The 22348-nt window shown below is 71.7% G+C and carries 22 protein-coding genes and 1 pseudogene; 11 read left to right on the plus strand and 12 right to left on the minus strand.

Features of this window, described 5'->3' with window-relative positions:
- Positions 1–137: 137 nt before the first annotated feature.
- The 10 genes from dnaX to J421_RS14475 all read left to right on the plus strand — a co-directional run bounded on the left by dnaX (position 138) and on the right by J421_RS14475 (position 8703).
- On the plus strand, positions 138–1937 hold the full coding sequence (gene dnaX / locus J421_RS14430) for a DNA polymerase III subunit gamma/tau (protein WP_025411887.1): 1800 nt from the start codon (positions 138–140) through the stop codon (positions 1935–1937).
- Between the two features lie 188 nt (positions 1938–2125).
- The gene (locus tag J421_RS14435; protein WP_025411888.1) at positions 2126–2443 is read left to right on the plus strand and encodes a YbaB/EbfC family nucleoid-associated protein; all 318 of its coding nucleotides are present in this window, start codon (positions 2126–2128) and stop codon (positions 2441–2443) included.
- Between the two features lies 1 nt (position 2444).
- Positions 2445–3044 (plus strand): recombination mediator RecR, encoded by a 600-nt coding sequence (gene recR / locus J421_RS14440; RefSeq protein WP_025411889.1) that lies wholly within the window; start codon positions 2445–2447, stop codon positions 3042–3044.
- Entirely contained in the window at positions 3041–3421 is a 381-nt protein-coding gene (locus J421_RS14445) for a hypothetical protein (protein ID WP_025411890.1), read from the plus strand. The genes recR and J421_RS14445 overlap by 4 nt, the downstream gene beginning before the upstream one ends.
- 10 nt (positions 3422–3431) lie before the next feature.
- Complete coding sequence (locus J421_RS14450; protein WP_025411891.1) at positions 3432–3959, plus strand: roadblock/LC7 domain-containing protein; 528 nt, start codon at positions 3432–3434, stop codon at positions 3957–3959.
- Positions 3960–3972: 13 nt separating this feature from the next.
- Positions 3973–4650, plus strand: coding sequence for a GTP-binding protein (locus J421_RS14455; protein ID WP_025411892.1), 678 nt, complete (start codon positions 3973–3975; stop codon positions 4648–4650).
- 52 nt (positions 4651–4702) lie between these two features.
- A complete protein-coding gene (locus tag J421_RS14460) occupies positions 4703–5389 on the plus strand; it encodes a CDP-alcohol phosphatidyltransferase family protein (protein WP_025411893.1) in 687 nt (228 codons plus the stop codon).
- Between the two features lie 15 nt (positions 5390–5404).
- Positions 5405–6679, plus strand: a complete 1275-nt coding sequence (locus J421_RS14465; protein WP_025411894.1) for a competence/damage-inducible protein A — start codon at positions 5405–5407, stop codon at positions 6677–6679.
- Between the two features lie 221 nt (positions 6680–6900).
- Positions 6901–7542 (plus strand): nucleotide exchange factor GrpE, encoded by a 642-nt coding sequence (locus J421_RS14470; protein WP_025411895.1) that lies wholly within the window; start codon positions 6901–6903, stop codon positions 7540–7542.
- 9 nt (positions 7543–7551) lie between these two features.
- The gene (locus J421_RS14475) at positions 7552–8703 is read left to right on the plus strand and encodes a DnaJ C-terminal domain-containing protein (RefSeq protein ID WP_025411896.1); all 1152 of its coding nucleotides are present in this window, start codon (positions 7552–7554) and stop codon (positions 8701–8703) included.
- A 6-nt stretch (positions 8704–8709) separates the two neighbouring features.
- Here J421_RS14475 and mnmA read toward each other — a convergent pair whose 3' ends face one another.
- A complete protein-coding gene (gene mnmA, locus J421_RS14480; protein ID WP_148306327.1) occupies positions 8710–9804 on the minus strand; it encodes a tRNA 2-thiouridine(34) synthase MnmA in 1095 nt (364 codons plus the stop codon).
- The gene (locus tag J421_RS14485; protein ID WP_025411898.1) at positions 9804–10970 is read right to left on the minus strand and encodes a cysteine desulfurase family protein; all 1167 of its coding nucleotides are present in this window, start codon (positions 10968–10970) and stop codon (positions 9804–9806) included. The genes mnmA and J421_RS14485 overlap by 1 nt, the downstream gene beginning before the upstream one ends.
- A 134-nt stretch (positions 10971–11104) precedes the next feature.
- Between J421_RS14485 and J421_RS14490 the strand changes: the two genes are divergently transcribed.
- On the plus strand, positions 11105–12199 hold the full coding sequence (locus J421_RS14490) for a hypothetical protein (RefSeq protein WP_148306328.1): 1095 nt from the start codon (positions 11105–11107) through the stop codon (positions 12197–12199).
- Here J421_RS14490 and J421_RS34775 read toward each other — a convergent pair.
- The 10 genes and pseudogenes from J421_RS34775 to J421_RS14540 form a co-directional block, all read right to left on the minus strand.
- Positions 12196–12896: pseudogene (locus J421_RS34775) on the minus strand (cyclase family protein). The gene J421_RS14490 and the pseudogene J421_RS34775 sit on opposite strands and share 4 nt — an antisense overlap.
- Positions 12851–13645 carry a tryptophan 2,3-dioxygenase family protein gene (locus J421_RS14500; RefSeq protein WP_025411900.1) on the minus strand — a complete coding sequence of 265 codons (795 nt, stop codon included), beginning with the start codon at positions 13643–13645 and terminating at the stop codon, positions 12851–12853. The pseudogene J421_RS34775 and the gene J421_RS14500 overlap by 46 nt, the downstream one beginning before the upstream one ends.
- 7 nt (positions 13646–13652) lie before the next feature.
- Positions 13653–14390 (minus strand): bacillithiol biosynthesis deacetylase BshB1, encoded by a 738-nt coding sequence (bshB1, locus tag J421_RS14505; protein WP_025411901.1) that lies wholly within the window; start codon positions 14388–14390, stop codon positions 13653–13655.
- 112 nt (positions 14391–14502) lie between these two features.
- Positions 14503–14955: a hypothetical protein gene (locus J421_RS14510; protein ID WP_025411902.1), complete on the minus strand. Its 453-nt coding sequence runs from the start codon at positions 14953–14955 to the stop codon at positions 14503–14505.
- A 170-nt stretch (positions 14956–15125) separates the two neighbouring features.
- Complete coding sequence (locus tag J421_RS14515) at positions 15126–16391, minus strand: ABC transporter permease (RefSeq protein ID WP_025411903.1); 1266 nt, start codon at positions 16389–16391, stop codon at positions 15126–15128.
- A gap of 4 nt (positions 16392–16395) precedes the next feature.
- Positions 16396–17640: an ABC transporter permease gene (locus J421_RS14520; protein WP_025411904.1), complete on the minus strand. Its 1245-nt coding sequence runs from the start codon at positions 17638–17640 to the stop codon at positions 16396–16398.
- A 20-nt stretch (positions 17641–17660) separates the two neighbouring features.
- The gene (locus J421_RS14525) at positions 17661–18911 is read right to left on the minus strand and encodes an ABC transporter permease (RefSeq protein WP_025411905.1); all 1251 of its coding nucleotides are present in this window, start codon (positions 18909–18911) and stop codon (positions 17661–17663) included.
- Between the two features lie 4 nt (positions 18912–18915).
- On the minus strand, positions 18916–20157 hold the full coding sequence (locus J421_RS14530) for an ABC transporter permease (RefSeq protein WP_025411906.1): 1242 nt from the start codon (positions 20155–20157) through the stop codon (positions 18916–18918).
- Positions 20158–20184: 27 nt separating this feature from the next.
- Positions 20185–20889 carry an ABC transporter ATP-binding protein gene (locus J421_RS14535; protein WP_104023123.1) on the minus strand — a complete coding sequence of 235 codons (705 nt, stop codon included), beginning with the start codon at positions 20887–20889 and terminating at the stop codon, positions 20185–20187.
- 140 nt (positions 20890–21029) lie between these two features.
- On the minus strand, positions 21030–22334 hold the full coding sequence (locus tag J421_RS14540) for an efflux RND transporter periplasmic adaptor subunit (RefSeq protein WP_025411908.1): 1305 nt from the start codon (positions 22332–22334) through the stop codon (positions 21030–21032).
- Positions 22335–22348 lie beyond the last annotated feature (14 nt).

Genomic DNA, 22348 nt, shown 5'->3' on the forward strand with positions numbered 1-22348 from the left:
CGGCAGCCGTCCCCACGGGAGGCGCCGGCCGGTTCGCGTTTCGGGGTGGCGCGCCGCACGCTGGCGACGGTCTCGCCCGTCCGCGAGATTCCGCGAGCCCGCCTCGTCTCTCGCTCCACGCTCCTCGCTGCCCTCCGATGGCCCTCGCCCTCGCGCGAAAGTACCGCCCGAAGTCGTTCTCCGAGGTCGCGGTCCAGTCGCACGTCTCGAACACGCTGAAGGGGGCGATCGCGCGCGGCCGCGTGGCGCACGGCTACCTGCTGTGCGGCCCGCGCGGCACCGGGAAGACGACGCTCGCCCGCGTGCTCGCGATGGCGCTCAACTGCGAGGTGCGCGGCGCGAAGGGCGACGGTGAGCCGTGCGGCGAGTGCGCGAGCTGCCGCCGCATCTGGAGCGGCGCGTCGAGCCTCGACGTCGTGGAGATCGATGCGGCGAGCAATCGCAGCGTCGACGACGCGCGCGAGCTGCGCGAGCGCGCGATGTATGCGCCCACCGGCGAGGACCGCTACAAGGTCTACATCGTCGACGAGGCGCACATGCTCACGCGCGAGGCGTGGAACGCGCTGCTCAAGGTGCTCGAGGAGCCGCCGCCGCGCGTCGTGTTCGTGTTCGCCACCACCGAGCCGCAGAAGATCGCGCAGACCGCGGCGCCGATCCTCAGCCGGCTACAGCGCTTCGACCTGCGCCGCATCGGCCCGGCCGAGATCCGCGAGCGCCTCACTGCCGTGCTGACGGCCGAAGGCGTGTCGTTCGAGCCGGAAGCGTTAGGCATGATCGCCCGTGCCGCCGACGGCGGCCTGCGCGACGCGCTGTCGCTCACCGACCAGGTCCTCTCGCTCGGCGCCGACGCGCGCGTCACGACGGACCGCGTCGCCGAGGCGTTAGGCCTCGTGCCCGAGGACGAGTACCTCGCGATCCTCGACCTCGTCGCCGCTCGGCGCGCGGGCGACGTGTTCGCTGCGGTGGCGCGCCTCGCCGACGCGGGCGTCGACTTCACGCTCTTCCTCGCCGGCCTCGGCGACGTGCTGCGCGCGCTGCTCGCCACCGCGCTCGGCGGGACGGCGCCGGACCTCAGCGAGCGGCTGCGACAGGCGCTCGACGAGCGCCGCGAGCGCATCGCGCCGGCCGATCTGCTGCGCATGCTGCAGCTCCTCGTCGAGGCGGAGCCGCGCTTCCGCCGCAGCGGTCAGCAGCGCCTCCTGCTCGAGACGCTGCTCGTCCGCTTCGCGCTCATGGACCGCGCGGTCGATCTCGAGTCGGTGCTGCGCGAGCTCGGTGGCGCGCCGACGCCGAGTGGCTCGGCCGCCGGCGGCGCCCGGCGCTCGGTTCCATCCACCGCGGTCGAGACGCCCGCGCCGCCGCCACGCCGTGCCGCGCCGCCGCCGAGCGCCCAACCCGCTCCGCGGCCGCAGCCCGAGTCACGCGCCACGGGCTCCGCATTCGGCGACTGGGCGCCGCCCGAGCCGCCCCCCGAGGCGAGCGCCGCTCCCGCACGCGCCGCCGGCACGACGGTCCTCGAGCGCCCGGCACCGCCGCGCGCGACGAGCGCGGCACCGGTGGTCGACGTGCACACGCTGGCCGAGCGTTGGGAGGAGGTCGTGGAGCAGGCGCGCAGCACGCGTCCGCTCGTCGGCACCGCGCTCGCCGCCACGCTCCCCGTCGCGATCGCCGCGAGCGGCGTCGTGACGGTGGAGCTGCAGGAAGCGAACGACGCGCACGTGTTCGCGCTGGAGAGCGGCCGCGACGACGTGCTCACCGCGCTGCGCCTCGTCGTGCCCAACGCGTCGCGCCTCGTCGTCCGCGCCCCGGACTCGCCGGCGCCGGTGGAGCGCCTCACTACGGAGAGCGTGCGCGCGGAGCGCATGGCGTCGCTCGCGAAGCGCGACCCCACGCTTGGCGCGGCGATCTCCGAGCTCGATCTCGACCTCCTCGATTGAGCGGGATGTCCGGTGTCGAGCCCCGGCGAGCGCGAGGCCTTCGTGCGTGAACCGCAGAGGACGCAGAGGACGCAGAGCAAACCAACGAGAATTGGTTCCCCTCTGCGTCCTCTGCGTCCTCTGCGGTTCAATGCTCCCAGTGCCGCACCCGATTCCGCAGCATCCGCTTCCGCTGTTATCGTTCAGCCATGACCGATTTCATGAAGCTCATGCAGCAAGCCCAGGAGATGCAGGGGCGGCTGCAGCAGATGCAGGATGCGCTGGAGCACCAGACGGTCACCGGCAGCGCCGGCGGCGGCATGGTCTCCGTCGAGGCGGACGGCAAGGGCACCGTGCGCAAGGTCACGATCGACAAGAGCGTCGTGAACCCGGACGACGTCGAGATGCTCGAGGACCTCGTGCTCGTCGCCGTCTCCGACGCGCAGAAGAAGGCCGCCGAGGCACAGCAGGCCCAGATGGGACAGATCACGGGCGGGCTCGATCTCCCGTTCCAGCTCCCGTTCTGAGTTGTCCGCGATCGACGAGCTGGCCACGGAGCTCTCGAAGCTCCCCGGCATCGGGCGCAAGACGGCGCTGCGGCTCACGTACTACCTGCTGAAGCAGCGCCCCGAGCAGAGCCGCCGGCTCGCCGACGCGCTCATGACGCTCGCCGAACGCGTGCGGCCGTGCGCGCGCTGCTTCAACCTCTCCGAGGACGAGCTCTGCGCGGTGTGTCGCGACCCGCGGCGCGACCCGACCGTCATCTGCGCCGTCGAGGAGGCGTCCGACATCGGCGCCATCGAGCGCACGGGCGAGTATCGGGGGCTGTACCACGTCCTCGGCGGCCGCCTCTCGCCGCTCGACGGCGTCACGCCCGAGGACCTCACGATCGGCGCCCTCACCGATCGCGCGCGGCACGACGAGGTGCGCGAGGTGATCCTCGCCACGAATCCGAGCCTCGAGGGCGAGGCCACGGCGCTGTTCGTCCAGCGCGCGCTCGCCGCCGCCACCGGCGGCCGCGTCGCCGTGACGCGGATCGCGCGTGGGCTGCCGGTCGGCGGGGACCTGGAGTACGCCGACGGGGTCACGATCGCGCAGGCGCTGTCTGCCCGCCGGGAGATGGCGTGAGCTTCGGGGGCACGCGCGTCGCGGTCGTCCCCCGGCGTGGACGGCGGAGGCGGCGCCGCGCTCGTGCGCACGGCTCGACGCGTCTCGCTCCGACGGCGCTCGCTCCGACGGCCCTCGCCGCGCTGGGGTTCATCGGGGGGATCGCCGTCGGCGCCGCGCTCTGGAGCCGGCTGCTCGACGTCAACCGCCGGGGGCTGTTCAGCCACCACCCGGTGCGCCGATTCGCGGCAATCAGTTACCTCGGGGCCCGTCCGAGCGTTGATACCGTGCGGCTGCTCCGCGATTACATCGCCTGGGAGCCGCACCCGCTGCTGCGCCGCCGGGCGCGGCGGGTACTGCGCGCGGTGGAAGAGCTGCTGGAGCGGCACGGACCCTAGGACTCACGAGATGGCGGCAGGCGCGGCGAGTTGGTCGTTCACCGAGGACGACTTCCAGGCGATCACCGGATCGCTCCAGCGGTTCCTCTACGAGAGCAACTCGCGCTGCGCGCTGCTCGTCGACCGGGCGGGGCAGCTCGTCGCGACGATCGGTGAGGCGCCCGCGTTCGACGCGACGGCGTTCGCGTCGCTCACCGCGGCCGACTTCAGCGCGAACGACCAGCTCGCGCGGCTCATCGGGGAACGCGACTTCACGACGCTGTTCCACCAGGGCGAGCGCGAGTCGATGTTCCTCGCCGACGTCGCGCGCCGCATCATCCTCGTCGTGCTGTTCGACAACCGCGCGACGCTCGGCCTCGTGAAGCTGAAGCTGAAGGGCGTCGTCGACGAGCTCTCGCGCGTGTTCGAGGGTGTCTTCGCGCGCGCCACCGCCCCCGGCGCCGCCCCGCACACCGGCGGGCTCGCGCGCTCGCTCGGCGTCGCCCCGGCCGACCTGCTCGCGGGCGCCGAGGACGAGATCGACCGACTCTTCTCGTAGGAGACGCGTACCGATGTCGATGATCAACTACGCGTCGCGCGAGATCAACTGCAAGATCGTGTACTACGGTCCTGGTCTCGGCGGCAAGACGACGAACCTCGAACACATCTACGGCAAGGTCAATCCGGACACGCGCGGGAAGCTCATCTCGCTCGCCACGGAGACCGAGCGCACGCTGTTCTTCGATTTCCTGCCCGTCGATCTCGGCGAGATCCGCGGCTTCCGCACCCGCTTCCACCTCTACACGGTGCCGGGGCAGGTGTACTACAACGCGAGCCGCAAGCTGATTCTGAAGGGCGTCGACGGCGTCGTGTTCGTGGCCGACTCGCAGGTCGATCGCGCGGAAGCGAACCAGGAGTCGATGCAGAACCTGTACGACAACATGGCGGAGCACGGGTACGACCTGACGCAGCTCCCGTTCGTCGTGCAGTACAACAAGCGCGACCTGCCCAACGCGGCGCCGGTGGAGGAGCTCGAGGCGATGCTGAATCCCGGGTGGGAAGTCGCGGAGCCGACGCGCTGCCGGCCGATGCCCAACCCGTTCCAGCCGGGCACGATGCTCGTCGAGCGGCTGCCGAGCGGGGAATGGTGGGAGCGCGTGCCGTCGTTCGAGGCGATCGCCTCCACCGGCGAGGGCGTGTTCGACACGCTGAAGGCGGTCGCGAAGCTCGTCATCAAGTCGCTCGGCTGATTATCTTCACGCGGTCCACGATCCGGCGATCGACGTCCCGACCGCGCAGCCCGTGAACCTTCCGAACGCGATCACCGCCGCACGCATCGCAGTGGCGCCGCTGATCGCGCTGCTGCCGCTGACGCCGTCGCCGACCGCACGCCTCGCGGCGTTCGTGCTCTACGTCACGGCGGCGGTCACGGACTACTGGGACGGGCACCTCGCGCGCACGCGCAACCTCGTCACGGATCTCGGCCGCCTGCTCGATCCGCTCGCCGACAAGGCGCTGCTCGTGGCGACGCTCGTGCCGATGTACGCGCTGCAGCGCGGCCCGCTCCTCGACGTCTCCGCCGGCTCGACGCCGAGCGCCGGTGACCTGCGCTTCGTGACGCCGTTGGGCGCCGCGGGGCTGCCGCTCTGGATCGTGATCGTGGTGCTCGGCCGCGAGCTGTTCATGACGGTGTTCCGTCAGTACGCGAAGCGGCGCGGCGTCGTCATCTCGGCCATCGGTCCGGCGAAGTGGAAGACGACGTTCCAGTCGATCTGGGTCGGGTCGGCGTACGCGTGGTTCTACGCGCTCACGCTCGCCGAGCGCGAGGCGTGGGTGGGCCGGTCGCCGTTCTACGCGTTCTCGCTGCTGAATGGCATCGTCGGGGGGCTCGCGATGTGGGGCGCGGTGGCGCTCACGCTCTACTCGCTCTACCTCTACCTGCGCCGGTACGGCGGCCTGCTGCGTCAGCCGACCGCGCCGCTGCGTTAGGCACTCCGCCCGCGCGTGCGCGTCGAGATCGTCACCATCGGCGACGAGCTGCTGCTCGGCTTCACCGTCGACACGAACGGAGCGCACATCGCGCGCGAGCTCGCGGCGGTCGGCGTCGAGGTGGTGCGCCGCACGTCGGTGGGCGACGAGGCGAGCGAGATCGCGGGCGCGGTGCGCGACGCGCTCGAGCGCACCGGCGCCGTGATCACCACCGGCGGCCTCGGTCCGACGGCCGACGACATGACGAAGCCGAGCATCGCGCGGCTGTTCGGCCGCGAGCTGCACGTCGACGAGACGCTGCTCGCGCAGCTCGCCGAGCGATGGCGCAAGCGCTTCGGGACGGAGCTCCCCGCGTCGAATCGCCAGCAGGTCGCGATCCCCGACGGCGCGCGCGTGCTCACGAACCGCCATGGCTCCGCGCCCGGCATCTGGCTCGAGGACGAGCGACGGCGGTGGGTCGCCATGCTGCCCGGCGTCCCCCGCGAGATGCGCGGCATGCTCGCCGACGAGCTGCTGCCGCTCGTCCGCGAGCGCGCCGCGATGCCTAACGAGTCGCCGCGCGTCGTGCGCTCGCGCACCGTGCGCACGACCGCGATCGCCGAGAGCGCGATCGCCGATCGGCTCGGCGAGATCGCGCGCGGCGTCGACGGGCTCGCGCTCGCCTACCTGCCGGGGCCCGACGGCGTCGACCTGCGCCTGACGTCGCGCGGCCTCGATGCGACGGCTGCCGACGCGGCGCTCACGCACGGCGCCGAGCGTCTGCGCGAGCGCGTCGGGCGGCACGCGTATGGCGAGGACGCCGCCGATCTCGCCGCCGTCGTGCTCGACGCGTGCCGCGCGGCCGGCCTCACGATCGCCGTCGCCGAGAGCTGCACCGGCGGACTGTTAGGCGCGCGGCTCACCGCCATCGCCGGCTCGAGCGACGTGGTCGTGGGCGGCGTCATCGCGTACTCGAACGACGTGAAGGTGCGGCAGCTCGGCGTCGATCCCGACGCGCTCGCGGAGCACGGCGCGGTGAGCGAGGCGGTGGTGCGGCAGATGGCGCGCGGCGTACGCGAGCGCCTCGGTGCGTCGATCGGCGTCGGCATCACCGGCGTCGCGGGGCCCGGCGGCGGCTCGCCGGAGAAGCCGGTCGGCACGGTGTGGCTCGCGGTGGACCTGGCGGGCGCCGAGCCGGCGGTGCATCGCGGCGCGTTCATCGGCGACCGCGCGGAGATCCGCTACCGCGCGGCGCAGCACGCACTCGAGATGGTGCGTCGGCTCGTCGCGGGCGCCTCGCGTCCGCGCTGAGGGTTCGCCCGCCGGGGCGGCAGCCTCGTCGGCGCTGGTGTCGAACGCGCGAGAAGGTCGGACGTCGTCTCTGCCGGATCGGCACACGGACAGGGCATGTCGGTTGCACCCCCTATGGCGACGGCCCGGCGCGTGCGAGCCTTCTCCGCGTGCCGATGCCGTCTCTCTTTTCTCCCATTCGTACCCTCCTGCGGCGGCTCCGGCCGTTAGCTTCCCGACGCATGACTCCTCGCGACCAGCAGGCTCCGGCGGACGACAGCGCGTTCGCCACCGACGATCCGCGCGCCACGCCACCCGATGACGGCGGCGCGACCGGCGACGGCACCCCACCGCCCGCGCCGCAGGGCGACGGGTCGGACGTGACGCCGCCGTCGAGCCCCGAGACCAACACCGCGGGCGGGGTCATCTCCGGCGACGACGCGCAGCGCCAGCTCGACGAGCAGCGCGACCGCTACCTGCGCCTCGCCGCGGAGTTCGACAACCACAAGCGGCGCACCGCGAAGCAGGCGCAGGAAGCCGGCTCGCGCGCGCAGGCCGACCTCGTGCGGCACCTCATCGACGCGATCGACGACCTCGCGCGGTTCGCGCACGTCGACCCGGGCACCACCGACGCGACGACCGTCGTGCAGGGCGTCGAGATGGTCGAGAAGAAGCTGCTCAAGACGCTCTCCGGCGCCGGGCTGCAGGTCGTCGATCCGGTGGGCGAGGCGTTCGACCCGTCGCGCCACGAGGCCGTCGCCACGGAGCCGACGTCGAACAAGGCCGAGGACCACGTCGTCGCGCGCGTGTACCAGCGCGGCTACGTGTTCGGCGGACAGCTCCTGCGCCCCGCGCGCGTCGTGGTCAAGCAGTACAACGGATGACCTGAGCACATGGCGAACGGCAAAGACTACTACGCCGTGCTCGGGGTCTCGCCGACGGCGACGCAGGACGAGGTCAAGAAGCAGTACCGCCGGCTCGCCAAGCAGTACCATCCCGACGCGAACAAGAACGACCCGAAAGCCTCCGAGCGCTTCAAGGAGATCTCGGAGGCGTACGGTGTCGTCGGCGACGCGGAGAAGCGCAAGCAGTACGACGAGATGCGTCGACTCGGCGCGTTAGGCGGCTTCGGCGGCGGCTTCGGCGGCGCACGCCCCGGGCCGCGTCCCGGTGCCGGCGCGCCCGGCGGCGCTCCCGGCGGCGCGCCGGGCGGCGCGCAGTTCGACTTCTCGCAGTTCGACATCGGAGGCCTCGGCGGCTTCGGCGACATCTTCAGCTCCATCTTCGGCGGGCAGCAGCGCGCGAACGCGCGCAAGGGGCCGGAGCAGGGGCAGACGGTGGAGCTCAGCGTCGACGTGCCGTTCCGCGTCGCGGCGTTAGGCGACAAGATCAACATCGAGCTCGAGGTCACCGAGGAGTGCGTGACCTGCCACGGCAGCGGCGCAGCGCCCGGCGCCACGCTGAAGACGTGCCCCGAGTGCGGTGGGCGCGGCACGATCTCGTTCGGCCAGGGCGGCTTCGCCGTGAATCGCCCGTGCCCGATGTGCCTGGGCCGCGGCCAGGTGCCGTCCGAGCCGTGCCCCACGTGCCGCGGCGCCGGCGAGGTCCGCACGAAGAAGCCGGTGCGCATCACCGTGCCGCCGGGCACCGACACCGGGACGCGCGTCCGGCTGAAGGGGCAGGGCGGGCGCGGCGCGCACGGGGGCCCGCCGGGCGATCTCGTGATCACGTTCAACGTGGAGCCCGACCACTTCTACAAGCGCGAGGGGCTCGACGTCATCGCGCCGGTGAAGCTCAACATGGCCCAGGCGACGCTCGGCTCGAAGGTCGCCATCAAGGCGCTCGACGGCACGAAGATCCAGGTGCGCATCCCGGCCGGCATCCAGCCGGGCAAGCGCATCCGCGTGCCGGGCAAGGGCATCGCGAAGGGCGACAAGCGCGGCGACCTGCTCGTCGCGCCGACCATCACCCTGCCGCAGCACCTCGACGAGGAGCAGCAGGGCCTCATGAAGCAGCTCGCCGAGAAGCTCGGCCTGAAGTACTGACCGCCGTTAGGCGGCGAGCACCGGCAGCCCTCGCCGCGCGGCTTCGATGATGCCGCCGCCGAGCACACGGTCGCCGTCGTAGAGCACGAGTGACTGGCCCGGCGTGATCGCGGCGACCGGCTCGTCGAGCGCGAGCTCGATCTCGTCGCCGTCGACGCGCACCAGCTCCGCGCGGGCCGGACGCGCGCGGTGGCGCACCTGCACGTCCACGCGCGCCCCGACGGCCGGTGCGTCGACGAGCCAGTTCACGCCGCGCGCCACGACGCCGCGGCCCAACAGCTCGTCGCGCGGCCCGATCACCACCGCGCGCTCGGCGGGGCGGATGTCGACGACGTACATTGGCTCCGCGAAGCCGCCGGGGAGGCCGCGCCGCTGTCCGATCGTGAAGCGCGCATAGCCGTCGTGCACGCCGACCGTGCGGCCGTCGGACAGCACGAGCGGGCCGCGCGCGAGCGCCGGCGCGTCGGCGCCGAGTCGCTGGCGGATGATCTTCGTGTGATCGCCGTCCGGCACGAAGCAGATGTCCTGGCTCTCCACCTTCTCGGCGACGACTTCGAGACCGATCCGGTGCGCGACGGCGCGCGTCTCCGCCTTCGTCTGGTGGCCGACGGGGAGCAGCATGCGCCTAACGACCGCGCGGTCGATGCCCCACAGGAAGTACGTCTGATCCTTCGACCGGTCGACGCCGCGCGCCAGCTCGCCGTCGATCACGCGCGCGTAGTGTCCGGTCGCGATCCACTGCGCGTCGACGTTGTCCGCCGTGCGCAGCAGGTCGCGGAACTTCGTGAACGTGTTGCAGCGCACGCACGGGATCGGCGTGCGGCCGCGCGAGTACTCGCTCACGAAGTCGTCCACGACGTCGCGGCCGAACGCGCTCTCCAGGTTCAGCACGTAGTGCGGGACGCCGAGCTGCACGCACACGCGCCGCGCGTCGTTGATGGAGTCGAGCGAGCAGCACGGCCGGTCGGGCACGTCGTCGCCGTAGCAGAACAGCTTCATCGTCACGCCGACGACGTCGTAGCCCTGCTCCACGAGCAGCGCCGCGGCGACCGACGAATCCACCCCGCCGCTCATGGCGACGAGGACACGGCCCTTCGACATCACCAGCTCGGCGTCGCCGCCTGTGCGCGCGCCTTGTCGACCAGCGCGGGGAACAGCTCCGCCACGCGGTCGATGTGCTCGGCCGTCGTGAGCGAGCCGAGGCTCAGTCGTACGGCCGACGACGCGAGGTCGTCGGCGACGCCCATCGCGCTCAGGACGTGCGACGGCGCCGCGTTGCCGCTCTGACACGCGGAGCCGCCCGACGCCGCGATGCCGCGCAGATCGAGCGCCATGAGCAGCGCCTCGCCGTCCACGCCGGGCACCGAGACGTTCAGCACGTGCGGCGCGCGCTCGGCGCCGCGCCCGTGCACCACGAGATCGGGAATGCGCTCGAGCAGCCGCGCCTGCAGCCGGTCGCGCAGCTCGGACAGCCGCGCGTGCTCGGTCTCCTGCTCGGCCAGCGTGAGCTCCATCGCGAGGGCGAGGCCGACGGCATACGCGACGTTCTCCGTGCCCGGGCGCCGACCGCGGTCCTGCGAGCCGCCGTGCAGCAGCGGCTCCAACGGCGTGCCGCGGCGGATGAACATCGCACCGATCCCCTTCGGCGCACCGATCTTGTGGCCGGACAGCGTGAGCGTGTCCACGACGAGCGTGCGGAGGTCGATGGACAGCTTGCCGAACGCCTGGACCGCGTCCGTGTGGAACAGCGCGCCGGCGGCCTTGGCGCGCGCGGCGAGCGCTGGGATCGGCTGCACGACGCCGGTCTCGTTGTTCACCCACATCACCGAGCACGTGGCGACGGCATCGTCCAGCAGCCGGTCGAACGACCGCTCGTCGACCACCCCGTCGGGCGTCACGTCGAGGAGGCGTTCCACGGCCCCCTCCTTCGCCGCCTGATGCACCGCGGCGAGCACCGCCTTGTGCTCGATCGGCGACGTGACGATGGCGTTCCGCCCGCGCCAGCGTGCCGCGCGCCACGCGCCGAGCACGGCGAAGTTGTCGCCCTCGGTGCCGCCGGACGTGAAGCAGACCTCGTCCGGGTTCGCGCCGAGACATCGCGCCACCCGCTCCCGTGCCTCGTCGAGCGCCGCGCGCGCGTCGCGACCCCAGCGGTGGGTGCTGGACGGGTTGCCGAAGCGCGGACCGTAGAACGGCTCCATCGCCTCGCGGACGGCGGGGCGAACTGGAGTGGTGGCGGCGTGGTCGAGGTAGATGGGATCGCGCATGGACGAAATGTACCGAATCCTTTCAAGTCCCGGCCAGGGCGCACGTTGCGCCGTTAACGACGATGCACGAGTGTGAGACGACCGAGCCGTGCGCTGCGTCCCCGCGCGCGGCGCAGCACCCGGATGCAAGCGCCGTGTACTCGACCTGCCTGTTCTGCCACCAGCCGCTCGGCCGGAACGACGTCCTGGAATCCTTCCCGGTCGGACGGCGTCTCGCGTACGACGCGGCGCGCGGCCGGCTGTGGGTCGTCTGCCCCAGCTGCGAGCGGTGGAACCTCACGCCGCTCGACGCGCGCTGGGAGGCGATCGAGGAGGCGGAGCGGCAGTTCCGCGGCACGCGGCTCCGCGTCTCCACCGACCAGGTCGGGCTCGCGCGGCTGCGCGAGGGGCTGGAGCTGGTACGCATCGGCGCGCCGATGCGGCCGGAGCTCGCGGCGTGGCGCTACGGCGACCAGTTCGGCCGCCGCCGCCGGCGGGCGCTGTACGTCTCGGCCGGAGTGGCCGCGGCCGGCGCCGCGACTGTGCTGGCCGGGCCCGTGCTCGGTCTCGTGAGCCTCGGCGCCGTCTCGCCGGCGATCAACCTCGTGAACTTCGTGAACGCGATCCGGCACGTCCGCCGCACCGTGGTCGCCGTCCGCATCCCCGGGCACGAGGTGGCGCTCGAGATCCGATCGAAGGACCTCACGACCGCCCGCATCCGGGCGGACCGGGAGCACGGGTTCGTGCTGCACGTCGAGGGCGTGCGTCGCGATGCGACGGGATGGCTGGCGAAGGTGTCGACCGGGCGCGCCGGGGCCCACACGCTGAGCGGCGAGGAGGCGCTGCGTGTCGCCGCGATGCTGCTGCCGAAGATGAACGCGAACGGCGCCCCGCGCGGCACGGTGCGCGACGCCGTCGACCTGCTGGAGACCGCCCGCACCCCGGCGGAGTGCTTCGCGCTCGTGGCCGAGGCGGACAGGCGCCGGCTCGCCGCGAGCAGCTGGGTGACGCGCGACCCTGGCATCCTGCGCCATCTGCCGCTCGCCGCGCGCCTCGCGCTCGAGATGGCGGCCCACGAGGAGAGCGAGCGCCGCGCGATGGAGGGGGAGCTCGCGGAGCTGGAGCGCGCGTGGCGCGATGCGGAGGAGATCGCGGCGATCGCCGACGACCTGGAGCTGCCGACCGGCGTGCGCGGCGCGTTCGCGCGGCTGAAGGAGCGCGTCGGCGCCGAGCGCGCGGCCGGCGCCTAACGCGAGGCGGGGCGGAGCAGCGCCCGCAGCGGCGCCGCGTCGAGCCCCACGATCCGCAGCGGCGCGGCGAGCAGCTCGTAGCGGCCCGCGCTCGCCGCGCGCAGGTCGAGGTTCTCGACGTTGAACGCGCCGGCGTCGAACAGCGCGTGATGCGTGTCGAGCGTCTTGCTCTCGCGCGCGTCCACGCTCGGCGCGTCGACGCCGAGCAGCACGAGGCCGCGTGCGGCGAGCGCGCGCACGCACGCCGTCGACAGCCACGGCCAGTCGTGCGGGAACGTGCCGGTGGCGATCGTGCGTCCCGTGCGGAGCAGCAGACGCGCGACGTCGTCGAGATGCACGTTCGCCTCGCGCGCGTGTGCGGTGAGCTCGTCCAGCTCGATCTCGCGCGCGCGACGCCCGGCACGTCGACGACGGCGCACGGTCCGACGAACGCCGACGTCGGCAGCGCGTCGCTCGCCGGCCAGCCCTCGCGCACGTGCAGCGGCGCGTCGGCGTGCGTGCCCACGTGGGGGCTCATGGAGATGGTCGACACGTTCACGCTCGCGCCGTCGGCGATGGCCCACGTCCAGCCGCACGTGTACGGCGTGTCGCCGGGCCACTCGGGCGTGCCGGGCCGCAGCGGTACGCTCACGTCGATCAGCGCGTCGCGGGTCACCTCGCGCTGGCCGCGCCGTACATGCGGCTCCGAACCTCCCACAGCACTGGGAAGAACTTCTGCGAGACGGTCTGCGCGAGATAGCGGGCGCCTAACGTGCCGCCCGTCCCGCCGGTGCCCGGGCCGATGATCCGCTCCACGAGCTGCACGTGCTGGAACCGCCACCGCGCGAACTGCTGCTCGTACTCCATGAGTCCCTCGGCGAGGAAGAACAGCGTCGACGGACCGGGGCCGAGGTACAGCTCCTCCGGCGTCACGGCGCTCGAGCGGAGCAGGGCGAGGAACAGCTCCTGGAGCGTCGGCCGGTCGAGCATGCGCGCGACGAGCGGCGGGATCTCGCCGTGCTCGCGCAGCGCGGCGAGGAAGTGCTCGTCGCGCAGCCCCGACGCCGCCTCGATCGCGCGGAACTGCACGCTCTGCGAGCCGCTCGACGTGCCGAGGTACGTGCGGAACTGCATGAAGCGCTGCGGCGGCAGCGTGTCGAGCGCGGTGAGCTGCCCCGACACGATGCGCATGAGCCCATTCAGCCGGCCGAGGTGCCACAGCGCGCGCTCCGCCGAGCGATCCTCGAACGCCGCGACGAGCGCGTCGAGCTCGTGGAGGATCACCTTGAACCACAGCTCGCTCGCCTGGTGCACCACGATGAACAGCAGCTCGTCCGGATGCTCGGCACCGCCGACCGTGGCGCGCGGGCGCTGCAGCGACAGCAGCTCGTCGAGCGCGAGGTAGGAGCCGTACGTCACGGCGGTCGCCGTCGAGCGGTCGCCGTCGGTGTGATCGCCGTCGGTCACGTCGCCGTCAGAAGGAGGAGACCTCGAGACCCGCGACGTCGTCGACGCGCATCGTCTCGATGGTGTAGAACGGCTCGCCGTAGCGCGTGCGAATGAGCGAGCCGTAGTGCGCGGCCTGGTGGCGCACGATGTCGTACAGCGGCTCGCCGTTCGGGAACACCTCGCCCGCCTGCGTCTCGCCGTCGAACTGCGAGGCGTAGCTCATGATCGCCTCGAGCTTCCGCTCGAACTCGTCGCTGATGTCGACGACGAACGTCGGCTTCGCGTAGTCCTCGCGGTACGTGATCGAGTACACGAGCTTCTTCGGCCGGAACTTCGGCACGTCGGGACGGACCTTCGCGAGCCCCGCGACGAAGCACGCGTCGCGCACCAGCTCCGCGGTCACGCGGTGGTCCGGGTGCCGTCCCTGCGGCGCGGGCGCGATGACGACGCGCGGTCGCAGACGCCGGATCACCGTCGCGAGCGCGGCCCGCGTCTCGGTGGTGTTCGTGATCCCGGCGTCGGGCAGCCCGAGGTTCTCGCGCACGCACACACCGAGGATCTCCGCCGCCCGCTCCGACTCCCGCTGGCGCAGCGCCGCGGAGCCACGCGTCCCCATCTCGCCCTGCGTGAGATCCAGAATGCCCGTGCGGCGGCCCAGTCGTGCGCTCTTGATCAGCGTGCCCCCGCAGGTCAGCTCCACGTCGTCGCGGTGCGCGGCGATCGCGAGCACGTCCACGGTCGACGCGTCGTCCGGTGTCGGCATGGCGCCCAATCTAGCAGCGCAGAGTGCGGAGCGCAGAGCGCAGAGAGGGCCTCCAGGAACCAGTCCCGGAGGCCCTCTGTGCGCTCTGCGCTCTGCGCTCTGCGCTCTGCGCTCAGTTCCCGAGCGTCCCGCACTGCGTGAGCACCGCGTCGCGCACGAGTCCCACGCGCTCCGACGGCGGCGTGCCGACCCATTCCGTCTTCGCGGCCGACGTGCCGACGCCTCCGGTGCGGAGCTGCCGCAGCGCGTAGCTCGAGCTGCCAACGAGCATCCGCAGGCCCTGCTTCGCCTGCGCGATCTTCACCGTGAGCACGTCGTACGACGGCGTCGCGCCGCGCTGGGACGGCGTGGACACGTCCACCACGCTCTTCGCCTGGAGCTCCATCGTCTCCGGCGACTGCGTGATCTCGGCGAGCCCGCGCTCGCTGGCGACCGAGCGCGCACAGCTCAGCAGCAGCGCAGGATCGGTCGGGCGATTCGACGTGCCGAGCGAGATGCCATGGCCGGCACACGCCGCGCTGAGCAGCGCGGCGCCGAGCGTGAACGCGCGAAGGGGACGTCGCATGCGGAACTCCTCACGACGGGAAGAGCGTTCGGTCGGGCGGGGTGGGCTGGAACACCCTCGCGGAACATGAGTTCCGGGAACGAAACCCCGCAAGTGCCGCACGCACGCTGCACCTGTCCCGATGACGCCCCGCCCGTGCGCGCGTCACGGGCGGCCGCATCCGTGGGCGCTCACTCGTAGCGGAGCGCCTCCACCGGATCGAGGCGCGCGGCGCGGATCGCCGGCACCATGCCGAACGCGATGCCCGTCACCGCCGCCGCGACGAGCGCGGAGATCACCGCCGACGGCGGCACCGAGGCAGGGATCGGCGTCGTCGAGTTGATGAGCAGCGCCGCGCCCGCCCCGAGGACCAGCCCCGCGGCCGAGCCGAGGCTCGTGAGCGTCGCCGCCTCGACGAGGAACTGCCAGAGGATCGTCCCCTTCGTCGCGCCGAGCGCCTTCCGCACGCCGATCTCGCGTGTGCGCTCCGTCACGGAGATCATCATGATCGCCACCACGCCCACCCCGCCGACGAGGAGGCCGACCGCGGAGAGCGCGAGGCCGATGATGAAGAGGGTGCCGAACAGCTTGTTGAACACCTCCATCATGCGGTCCTGCGTCACGAGCGCGAAGTTGTTGCGCTGCGACGGGCGCAGGCCGCGCCGCGAGCGGAGCAGAGCGGTGACGTCGTCCATCACGTCGGCCTGATTCACGCCGTCGCGCGGCTTCACCATGAGCACCACGCCGTAGCGCCACAGGTTCAGGTGCCGGCGTGCGGTCTCGATCGGGATCACCGCACGCGGACGGTCGGGGCCTCGGCCGTCCATCGTCTTCAGGAAGCCGCCCTTCGTGTGGTAGACGCCGATGACCGTGAACGGCTGCCGCTCGATCGTGATCTGCTTGCCGATCGGATCGGAGTCGCCGAACAACCGCGCCTGCAGCGTGTCGTTGATGATGACGACGCGCGCCGCGGCCTTGTTCTCCTGCTCCGAAAAGCTGCGTCCCGGGGAGATGTCGCCGCGGTCGGTCTGCAGCCACTGGTCGCTGAGCGCGTCGTAGCCGACGGAGGAGAGGAAGCGGTCGCGGTACTGGAACGGCTTCTGGTCGCCCCAGATCTCGGTCACCGCCTGCACGTTGGGCAGCGCGCGGATCGCGGCGGCCTCCTCGGGGCTGATCGCCGGGTTGCGCCGGTCGGGGCAGTTCTCGTCGGTGCCGTCGCACCCACCGAGGCTGATGTCGCGGCGGCGCACCTGGAACGACGTCGCGCCGAAGTCCTCGACGTCGCTCTGGAAGCTCTTCGTGATGCCGTGTACCGCGGCGGCCATGGCGACGACGACGAACACGCCGATCGCGACGCCGCCCATCGTCAGGAACGCGCGGAACTTGTTCGAGCGGATCGCCTCGAGCGCGATCAGAACGCCCTCGAGCGACTGGACGATACGAGCGAGGAAGTTCACGGCGTCACTCCTGGCGCAGCGCGGCGATCGGGTCGAGCCGCGACGCGCGGCTCGCCGGGTACGCGCCGGAGATGACGCCCACCGTGGCGCCTAACGCGAGCGCGAAGCCGATCGACCACGGCGCGATGCCCGCGGGAAGGAAGGGGAAGGCGATCGACAGCAGCTTGGCGCCGACGAGGCCGAGCGAGATCCCCATGGCCGCGCCGATCACGCTGAGCGTGGCCGCCTCCACGAGGAACTGCGTCATGATGTCGCGCCGGCGTGCGCCGAGCGCCTTGCGGATGCCGATCTCGCGGGTGCGCTCGGCCACAGCCACGAGCATGATGTTCATGATGACCATGGAGCCGACGATCATGCCGATGGCCGGCAGCGCGGCGCCGAACACGGTCATCTTCCCCTTGATCTCGTCGAAGAACGCGAGCGCCGACTCGGAGCTGCTGAGCGCGAAGTCGTCCTTCTCCGCCGGCTGCAGGCGGTGGCGCGAGCGCATCGTCTCGCGCACCACGTCCTGCAGGTCGGCGATCTGCTCGCGCGACGCCGCCTGCACGATCAGGCCGTCGATGTCGTCCTGCGGGTTCGTGATGCGCGCCAGCGGCGAGTGGTACGGCGCGATGGCGAGCCGGTCGAGCGAGAAGCCGAACACGCTCCCCTGCTTCTCGATCACACCGATGATCGTGTACGGCATCCCCGAGATCTTCAGCTCGCGCCCGACCGGGTCGAGGTCGGGGAAGAAGTGCTCGGCCACCTCGGTGCCGATCACCAGCACGCGGGCGCCCATCTCCGCCTCCTGCTGCGTGAAGGCGCGCCCGTTCGTGAGGTTGTACTTCTTGATCTGGAAGTAGTCGCCGTCCGCCGCGACCGCCTGCACCTGGCGGCGCCGCGCGTAGGGCGACGTCGCGTACGCGAACACCTGCCCCTCGATCGCGGACGGCGTGCCCGACGGAAGCGCCGAGCGGATGACGCGCACGTCGGTCTCGTACATGCGCGGCCGGCGCTGCCACGAGCGCCACTCCGCTTCCGACACGTCGCCCACCTGGAAGTTGGGCATGCGGCTGACGGTGAACGTGTTCGCCCCGATCAGCTTCCCGGCGAAGTCGTTCTCCATGTAGTTGCTCATCCCCTGCACGATGGAGATGACGGCGATGAGGAACATCACGCCGATGAGCACCCCCAGCACGGTGAAGAAGCTCTTGAGCTTCTGCACGCGGATGGTCTGCAGCGCGAGGGTGACGGCTTCCCAGAAGGGCATGAGCGGGGGGACGGGAGCGACTACTCGAAGCGAAGGGCCTCGACCGGGTCGAGGCGGGCGGCGCGCGCCGCGGGGAGGAGGCCGAACGCGATGCCGGTGAGCGCGCTCGCGGCGAGCGCCGCGACGATCGCGAGCGACGGCACGGACGCCTGGATCGGCGTGCTGTGACGGATGACGTAGGCGAGCAGCACGCCGAGCGACAGCCCGGACACGGCGCCGACGCTCGTGAGCGTCGCCGCCTCGACGAGGAACTGCCAGAGGATCGTCGCCCGCGTGGCGCCCAACGCCTTGCGCACGCCGATCTCGCGGGTGCGCTCGGTCACGGAGATCATCATGATCGCGACGACGCCGACGCCGCCGACGAGCAGCCCCACCGCCGACAGCACGATCATCACGAGGAAGAACGCGCCGACGATCTTGTTGTACAGCTCGAGGATCTTCTCCGGCGTCGAGACGAAGAAGTTGTTGACCGATCCGGGATGCAGATGCCGCTCGGCGCGCAGCATCGTCAGCACCTCGTCGATCGCCGCGTCGCGCGCCACGCCGGGGCGCGGCTTCACGGAGATCTGCAGCCAGTGCACGTCCACCTGCAGCCGACGCCGCGCCGTCTCGAGCGGCACGATGAGGCGGCCCTTGTCGCCGTTCTCGAACGCGTTGGGCAGCGGCTGGTACACGCCGACGACGCGGAACAGCTCACCGTTCAGCCGCACGTCCTTGCCGACCGCCTCGCCGCCGGCGAACAGCCGCTCCTTCAGCGGCGGGTTGACGAGCACCACGCGCGCGCCGGCCTCGTTCTCCGACGACGTGATGTTGCGCCCCTCCACGATGTCGCCGCCCACGAGGTCGAGCCACGCGGGCGAGTAGCCGGTGAGTCCCACCGACGGCAGCTCGCGATCGGCGTACCGCACGCGCGCCGACGAGCCCACCTCCGACACGACGCTCCCCACCGTCGGCAGCCGCTCGATGCGGCGCGCTTCGTCGATGGTGAGCGGCGGGAACCGGCGCCACGGGCAGCTGTCCGCGGAGCCGTTGCAGGAGTTGATCTCCGCCGGCCACCGCGTGAGGAAGAACGACGTCGGCCCGGCCGCGGCGATCGACCGCGCGACGCCCTCGTTGATGCCGTGCACCGCGGCCGACATCACGGTCACGACGAACACGCCGACGGCGATGCCGAGGATCGTCAGGCCGGCGCGCACCTTGTTCGCGCGGATCGCGTCGAGCGCGATCAGCACGCCCTCGGCGAGCTGGTAGAGTCGGTCGCGGAGTCGCATCGCGTCACTCCTGGCGGAGCGCCGCGATCGGGTCCAGCCGCGCGGCGCGGCTCGCCGGATACACGCCCGCGACGATCCCCACGCCGGCGCCTAACGCCACCGCGGCGAGCACCGACCACGGCGCCACCGCGGCGGGCAGCGGCGTCGCCGCCTTCACCGCCTGCGCGAGCGCCACGCCGAGCAGCACGCCGAGCGCGGCACCCACCACGCTGAGCGTCGTCGACTCGACGAGGAACTGGCCGAGGATGTCGCGCCGGCGCGCGCCTAACGACTTGCGCACCCCGATCTCCCGTGTCCGCTCGACGACTGCGACGAGCATGATGTTCATGATGACGATGGCGCCGACGACGAGGCCGATCGCCGGGAGCAGCGTGCCGGCGAGCACGAGGTACTTCTTGATCGACAGCCACTCCTGCAGCGCCGTCTCCGAGCTCTCGAACGCGAAGTCGTCGGGAACGCCGGGGCGCAGCTTGTGCCGCCGGCGCATCGTCTCGCGCACGACCTCGCGCGCGTTCGCGAGCTCCGCGTCCGTCGTCGCCTGCACGACCACGCCGTACAGGTTCACGCGCGAGTGCGTGATGCGCCGCATCGGCGAGTAGAACGGCGCGACGATCTGCCGGTCGAGCGAGAAGCCGAACACCGTGCCCTGCTTCTCCAGCACGCCGACCACCGTGAACGGCACGTGGTCGATCGTGAACTCGCGCCCGAGCGGATCGACGCCCGGGAAGTACAGCGACGCGACCTCTTCGCCGATGACGGCGACGGCGGCGCCGTACTGCGCCTCCTGCTCCGTGAACACGCGCCCGCGCGTGACCACGAGATCCTTGATCGCGAAGTACTCCGGCGTCACCGCCTGCGCGATCACCTGCGGGCCGCCGCGCGCGTACCGCGTGAGCGGTGTCACCCAGCGCACGTCCTGGATCGCCCACCGCGTCCCGCCGGGAAGCGACGCGCGCACGGCGAGCGCGTCCTCCTCGGTGATCGGCGGCCGACGCTGCCACGCCTTCCACGTGGCGTCGTCCACTTCGTTGTTGATGTCCGGAAAGCGCCGCAGGTTGAACGTGTTCACCCCGAGGAACTTCCCGGCGAAGTCCTGCTCCACGTACCGCGCCATCCCGTTCACGATCGACACGACCGCGATGAGGAACATCACCCCGATCGTCACGCCGAGCAGCGTGAAGAAGCTCTTCAGCTTCTGAACGCGGAGGGTCTGCAGCGCGAGAGTGACGGCCTCGAGGAACGGCACGGAAGGAGGGAGTGAGGCCGGCGCGCGTTACGTGCCGGCGGTGCCCGCCGTCTCGTGCACGCTGCCGCCGGCGTGGATGCGCGCCACGAACTGCGCCCGACGCTCGTCGCTCGACACGAGCCCGTCGCGGAGCACGACGACGCGCCGCGCGTGCGCGGCGATGTCCGGCTCGTGCGTGACCATGACGACCGTCTGCCCCTGCCGCGCGAGATCCTCGAACACGCGCATGATCTCCTCGGACGTGTTCGAGTCGAGGTTCCCCGTCGGCTCGTCGGCGAGGAGGATCGACGGACGGTTCACGAGCGCCCGCGCGATCGCGACGCGCTGGCGCTGACCGCCGGAGAGCTCGTTCGGCTTGTGGTGCATGCGCGAGCCGAGGTTCACCGCGTCGAGCGCGCCCTCGGCGCGCTTGCGGCGCTCGGCCGACGGCACGCCGGCGTAGACCAGCGGCAGCTCGACGTTCTGCAGCGCGGTGGAGCGGGGGAGCAGGTTGAACGTCTGGAAGACGAACCCGATCTCCTTGTTCCGGACGCGCGCCAGCTCGTCGTCGCTCATCTGCGAGACGTTCTGGCCGTTGAGCCAGTACTCGCCCGCCGACGGCGTGTCGAGGCAGCCGAGCACGTTCATGAACGTCGACTTGCCCGAGCCCGACGGGCCCATGATCGCGACGTACTCGTTGCGGCCGATGGCGAGGTCCACGCCGCGCAGCGCGTGCACCACCTCACCGCCCATGTCGTAGTCGCGCTTGATGCCGCGCGTGACGATGACCCAGGTGTCGCCGGGGTTCTCGCCGGGCTGCGCGACGACGGCGCGCCGCTCCGCCGTCGTCGAGATGTCGTGCTCGCCCGTGGTGCTGAGGTTCGAGGGCGTGGTCACGACTTCGCCCCCGCCGTCGCGGTCTTCGTCTTCGCGTCCTTCGCGTTCTTGTCCACGGCCTGGCGCACGAGCTGCCCGTCCTTCAGGTCGCGGATGGCCTGGTACGTTCCCGCCACGATGGTCTCCCCCTCTTTGAGCCCGCCGAGCACTTCGAAGTAGCGATCGCCGGCGATACCCACCTTTACGGGGCGGAACGTCACCTTGTTGTCCTTCGCCACGATGAACACGCCCTCGACGTCCTTCTTGCCGACCTCCTTCTGCGGCTCGCGGCCGCCCATCGTCGGCGCGCTGTCGGCGTGCGGCACGTTCTCGTTCTCGCGCACGGTGAGCGCGATGATCGGGATCGAGAGCACGTGCTTCCGCGCGTCGGTGATGACCTTCGCCGTGGCCGAGAAGTCCGGCCGCGTCTCCTGCGGCGGGTTCACGAGCTGGATCGTCACCTCGAAGTCGATCGCCTGATCGGCCGCCTGCTGGCCGGCGGCGCCCTTCACCGAGCTGTTCGAGATCTTCGTGACCCGGCCGACGAACGTCGTGTCGGGGAAGGCGTCGATCTGCACGACGGCCGAGTCGCCGAGCGAGACGTGCGCGACGTCGGTCTCGTCGACCTTCACCTTCGTCTCCAGGACGCCCATGTCGCTGATCGTGAGCAGCGTCGCGGCGTCCTTGTTGAACGTGCCCGGGACCGCCGTCTCGCCCTGCTCGACGTTCAGGCGGGTCACGCGGCCGCTCATCGGCGCGTTGATCGTCGTCTTCGCCAGCGCCTGACGCGCGTCGCGTAGCCCGGCGACCGCCTGCTCCACCTGATGCTTCGCGGCGTCGGAGAGCGCCTTGTTCACGTCCGCCGCCGTCTTGAGCTGATCGAGCTCCGACTCGGAGACGAGGTTGGCGTTCTGCGCCTTGATCTTCGCCATGCGGTCGTAGGCGCGCTCCGCCTGGATCAGGTTCGCCTGCGCCTGCGCGGCCTGCGCCTGCGCCCCGGCGAGCGCCGCCTCCTGCCGCTGCACCGCCGCGGCGTACTGCTCGGGCTCGATCTGCAGCAGGAACTGCCCCTGGGTGACGATGTCTCCCTCCTTCACCGCGAGCCGGACGATGCGGCCGCTGATGTCCGCCGCGACGTCGACCTTCGTGTGCGGGATGACCTGTCCGCTCGCCGTCACGGACGAGACGAGATCGCGCCGGCCGACCTGCTCGATCTTCACCTCGACCGCCTTCTTGTCGCGCTTGCTCGCGCCCATCACCGCGACCGCGGCGAGGCCGACGAGAACGACACCGGCGATGGACAACTTCAGGGGCTTACCCATGGGGGCTCCGGAGG

This window comes from Gemmatirosa kalamazoonensis (assembly GCF_000522985.1).
GTDB classification, from domain to species: domain Bacteria; phylum Gemmatimonadota; class Gemmatimonadetes; order Gemmatimonadales; family Gemmatimonadaceae; genus Gemmatirosa; species Gemmatirosa kalamazoonensis.

Coding starts and splice junctions, on each gene's coding strand:
- dnaX (WP_025411887.1), top strand. CDS start 138: ATGGCCCTCGCCCTCGCGCGAAAGTACCGCCCGAAGTCGTTCTCCGAG.
- J421_RS14435 (WP_025411888.1), top strand. CDS start 2,126: ATGACCGATTTCATGAAGCTCATGCAGCAAGCCCAGGAGATGCAGGGG.
- J421_RS14450 (WP_025411891.1), top strand. CDS start 3,432: ATGGCGGCAGGCGCGGCGAGTTGGTCGTTCACCGAGGACGACTTCCAG.
- J421_RS14455 (WP_025411892.1), top strand. CDS start 3,973: ATGTCGATGATCAACTACGCGTCGCGCGAGATCAACTGCAAGATCGTG.
- J421_RS14470 (WP_025411895.1), top strand. CDS start 6,901: ATGACTCCTCGCGACCAGCAGGCTCCGGCGGACGACAGCGCGTTCGCC.
- J421_RS14475 (WP_025411896.1), top strand. CDS start 7,552: ATGGCGAACGGCAAAGACTACTACGCCGTGCTCGGGGTCTCGCCGACG.
- mnmA (WP_148306327.1), bottom strand. CDS start 9,804: ATGTCGAAGGGCCGTGTCCTCGTCGCCATGAGCGGCGGGGTGGATTCG.
- J421_RS14485 (WP_025411898.1), bottom strand. CDS start 10,970: ATGCGCGATCCCATCTACCTCGACCACGCCGCCACCACTCCAGTTCGC.
- bshB1 (WP_025411901.1), bottom strand. CDS start 14,390: ATGCCGACACCGGACGACGCGTCGACCGTGGACGTGCTCGCGATCGCC.
- J421_RS14510 (WP_025411902.1), bottom strand. CDS start 14,955: ATGCGACGTCCCCTTCGCGCGTTCACGCTCGGCGCCGCGCTGCTCAGC.
- J421_RS14520 (WP_025411904.1), bottom strand. CDS start 17,640: ATGCCCTTCTGGGAAGCCGTCACCCTCGCGCTGCAGACCATCCGCGTG.
- J421_RS14525 (WP_025411905.1), bottom strand. CDS start 18,911: ATGCGACTCCGCGACCGACTCTACCAGCTCGCCGAGGGCGTGCTGATC.
- J421_RS14535 (WP_104023123.1), bottom strand. CDS start 20,889: ATGGGCGGTGAGGTGGTGCACGCGCTGCGCGGCGTGGACCTCGCCATC.
- J421_RS14540 (WP_025411908.1), bottom strand. CDS start 22,334: ATGGGTAAGCCCCTGAAGTTGTCCATCGCCGGTGTCGTTCTCGTCGGC.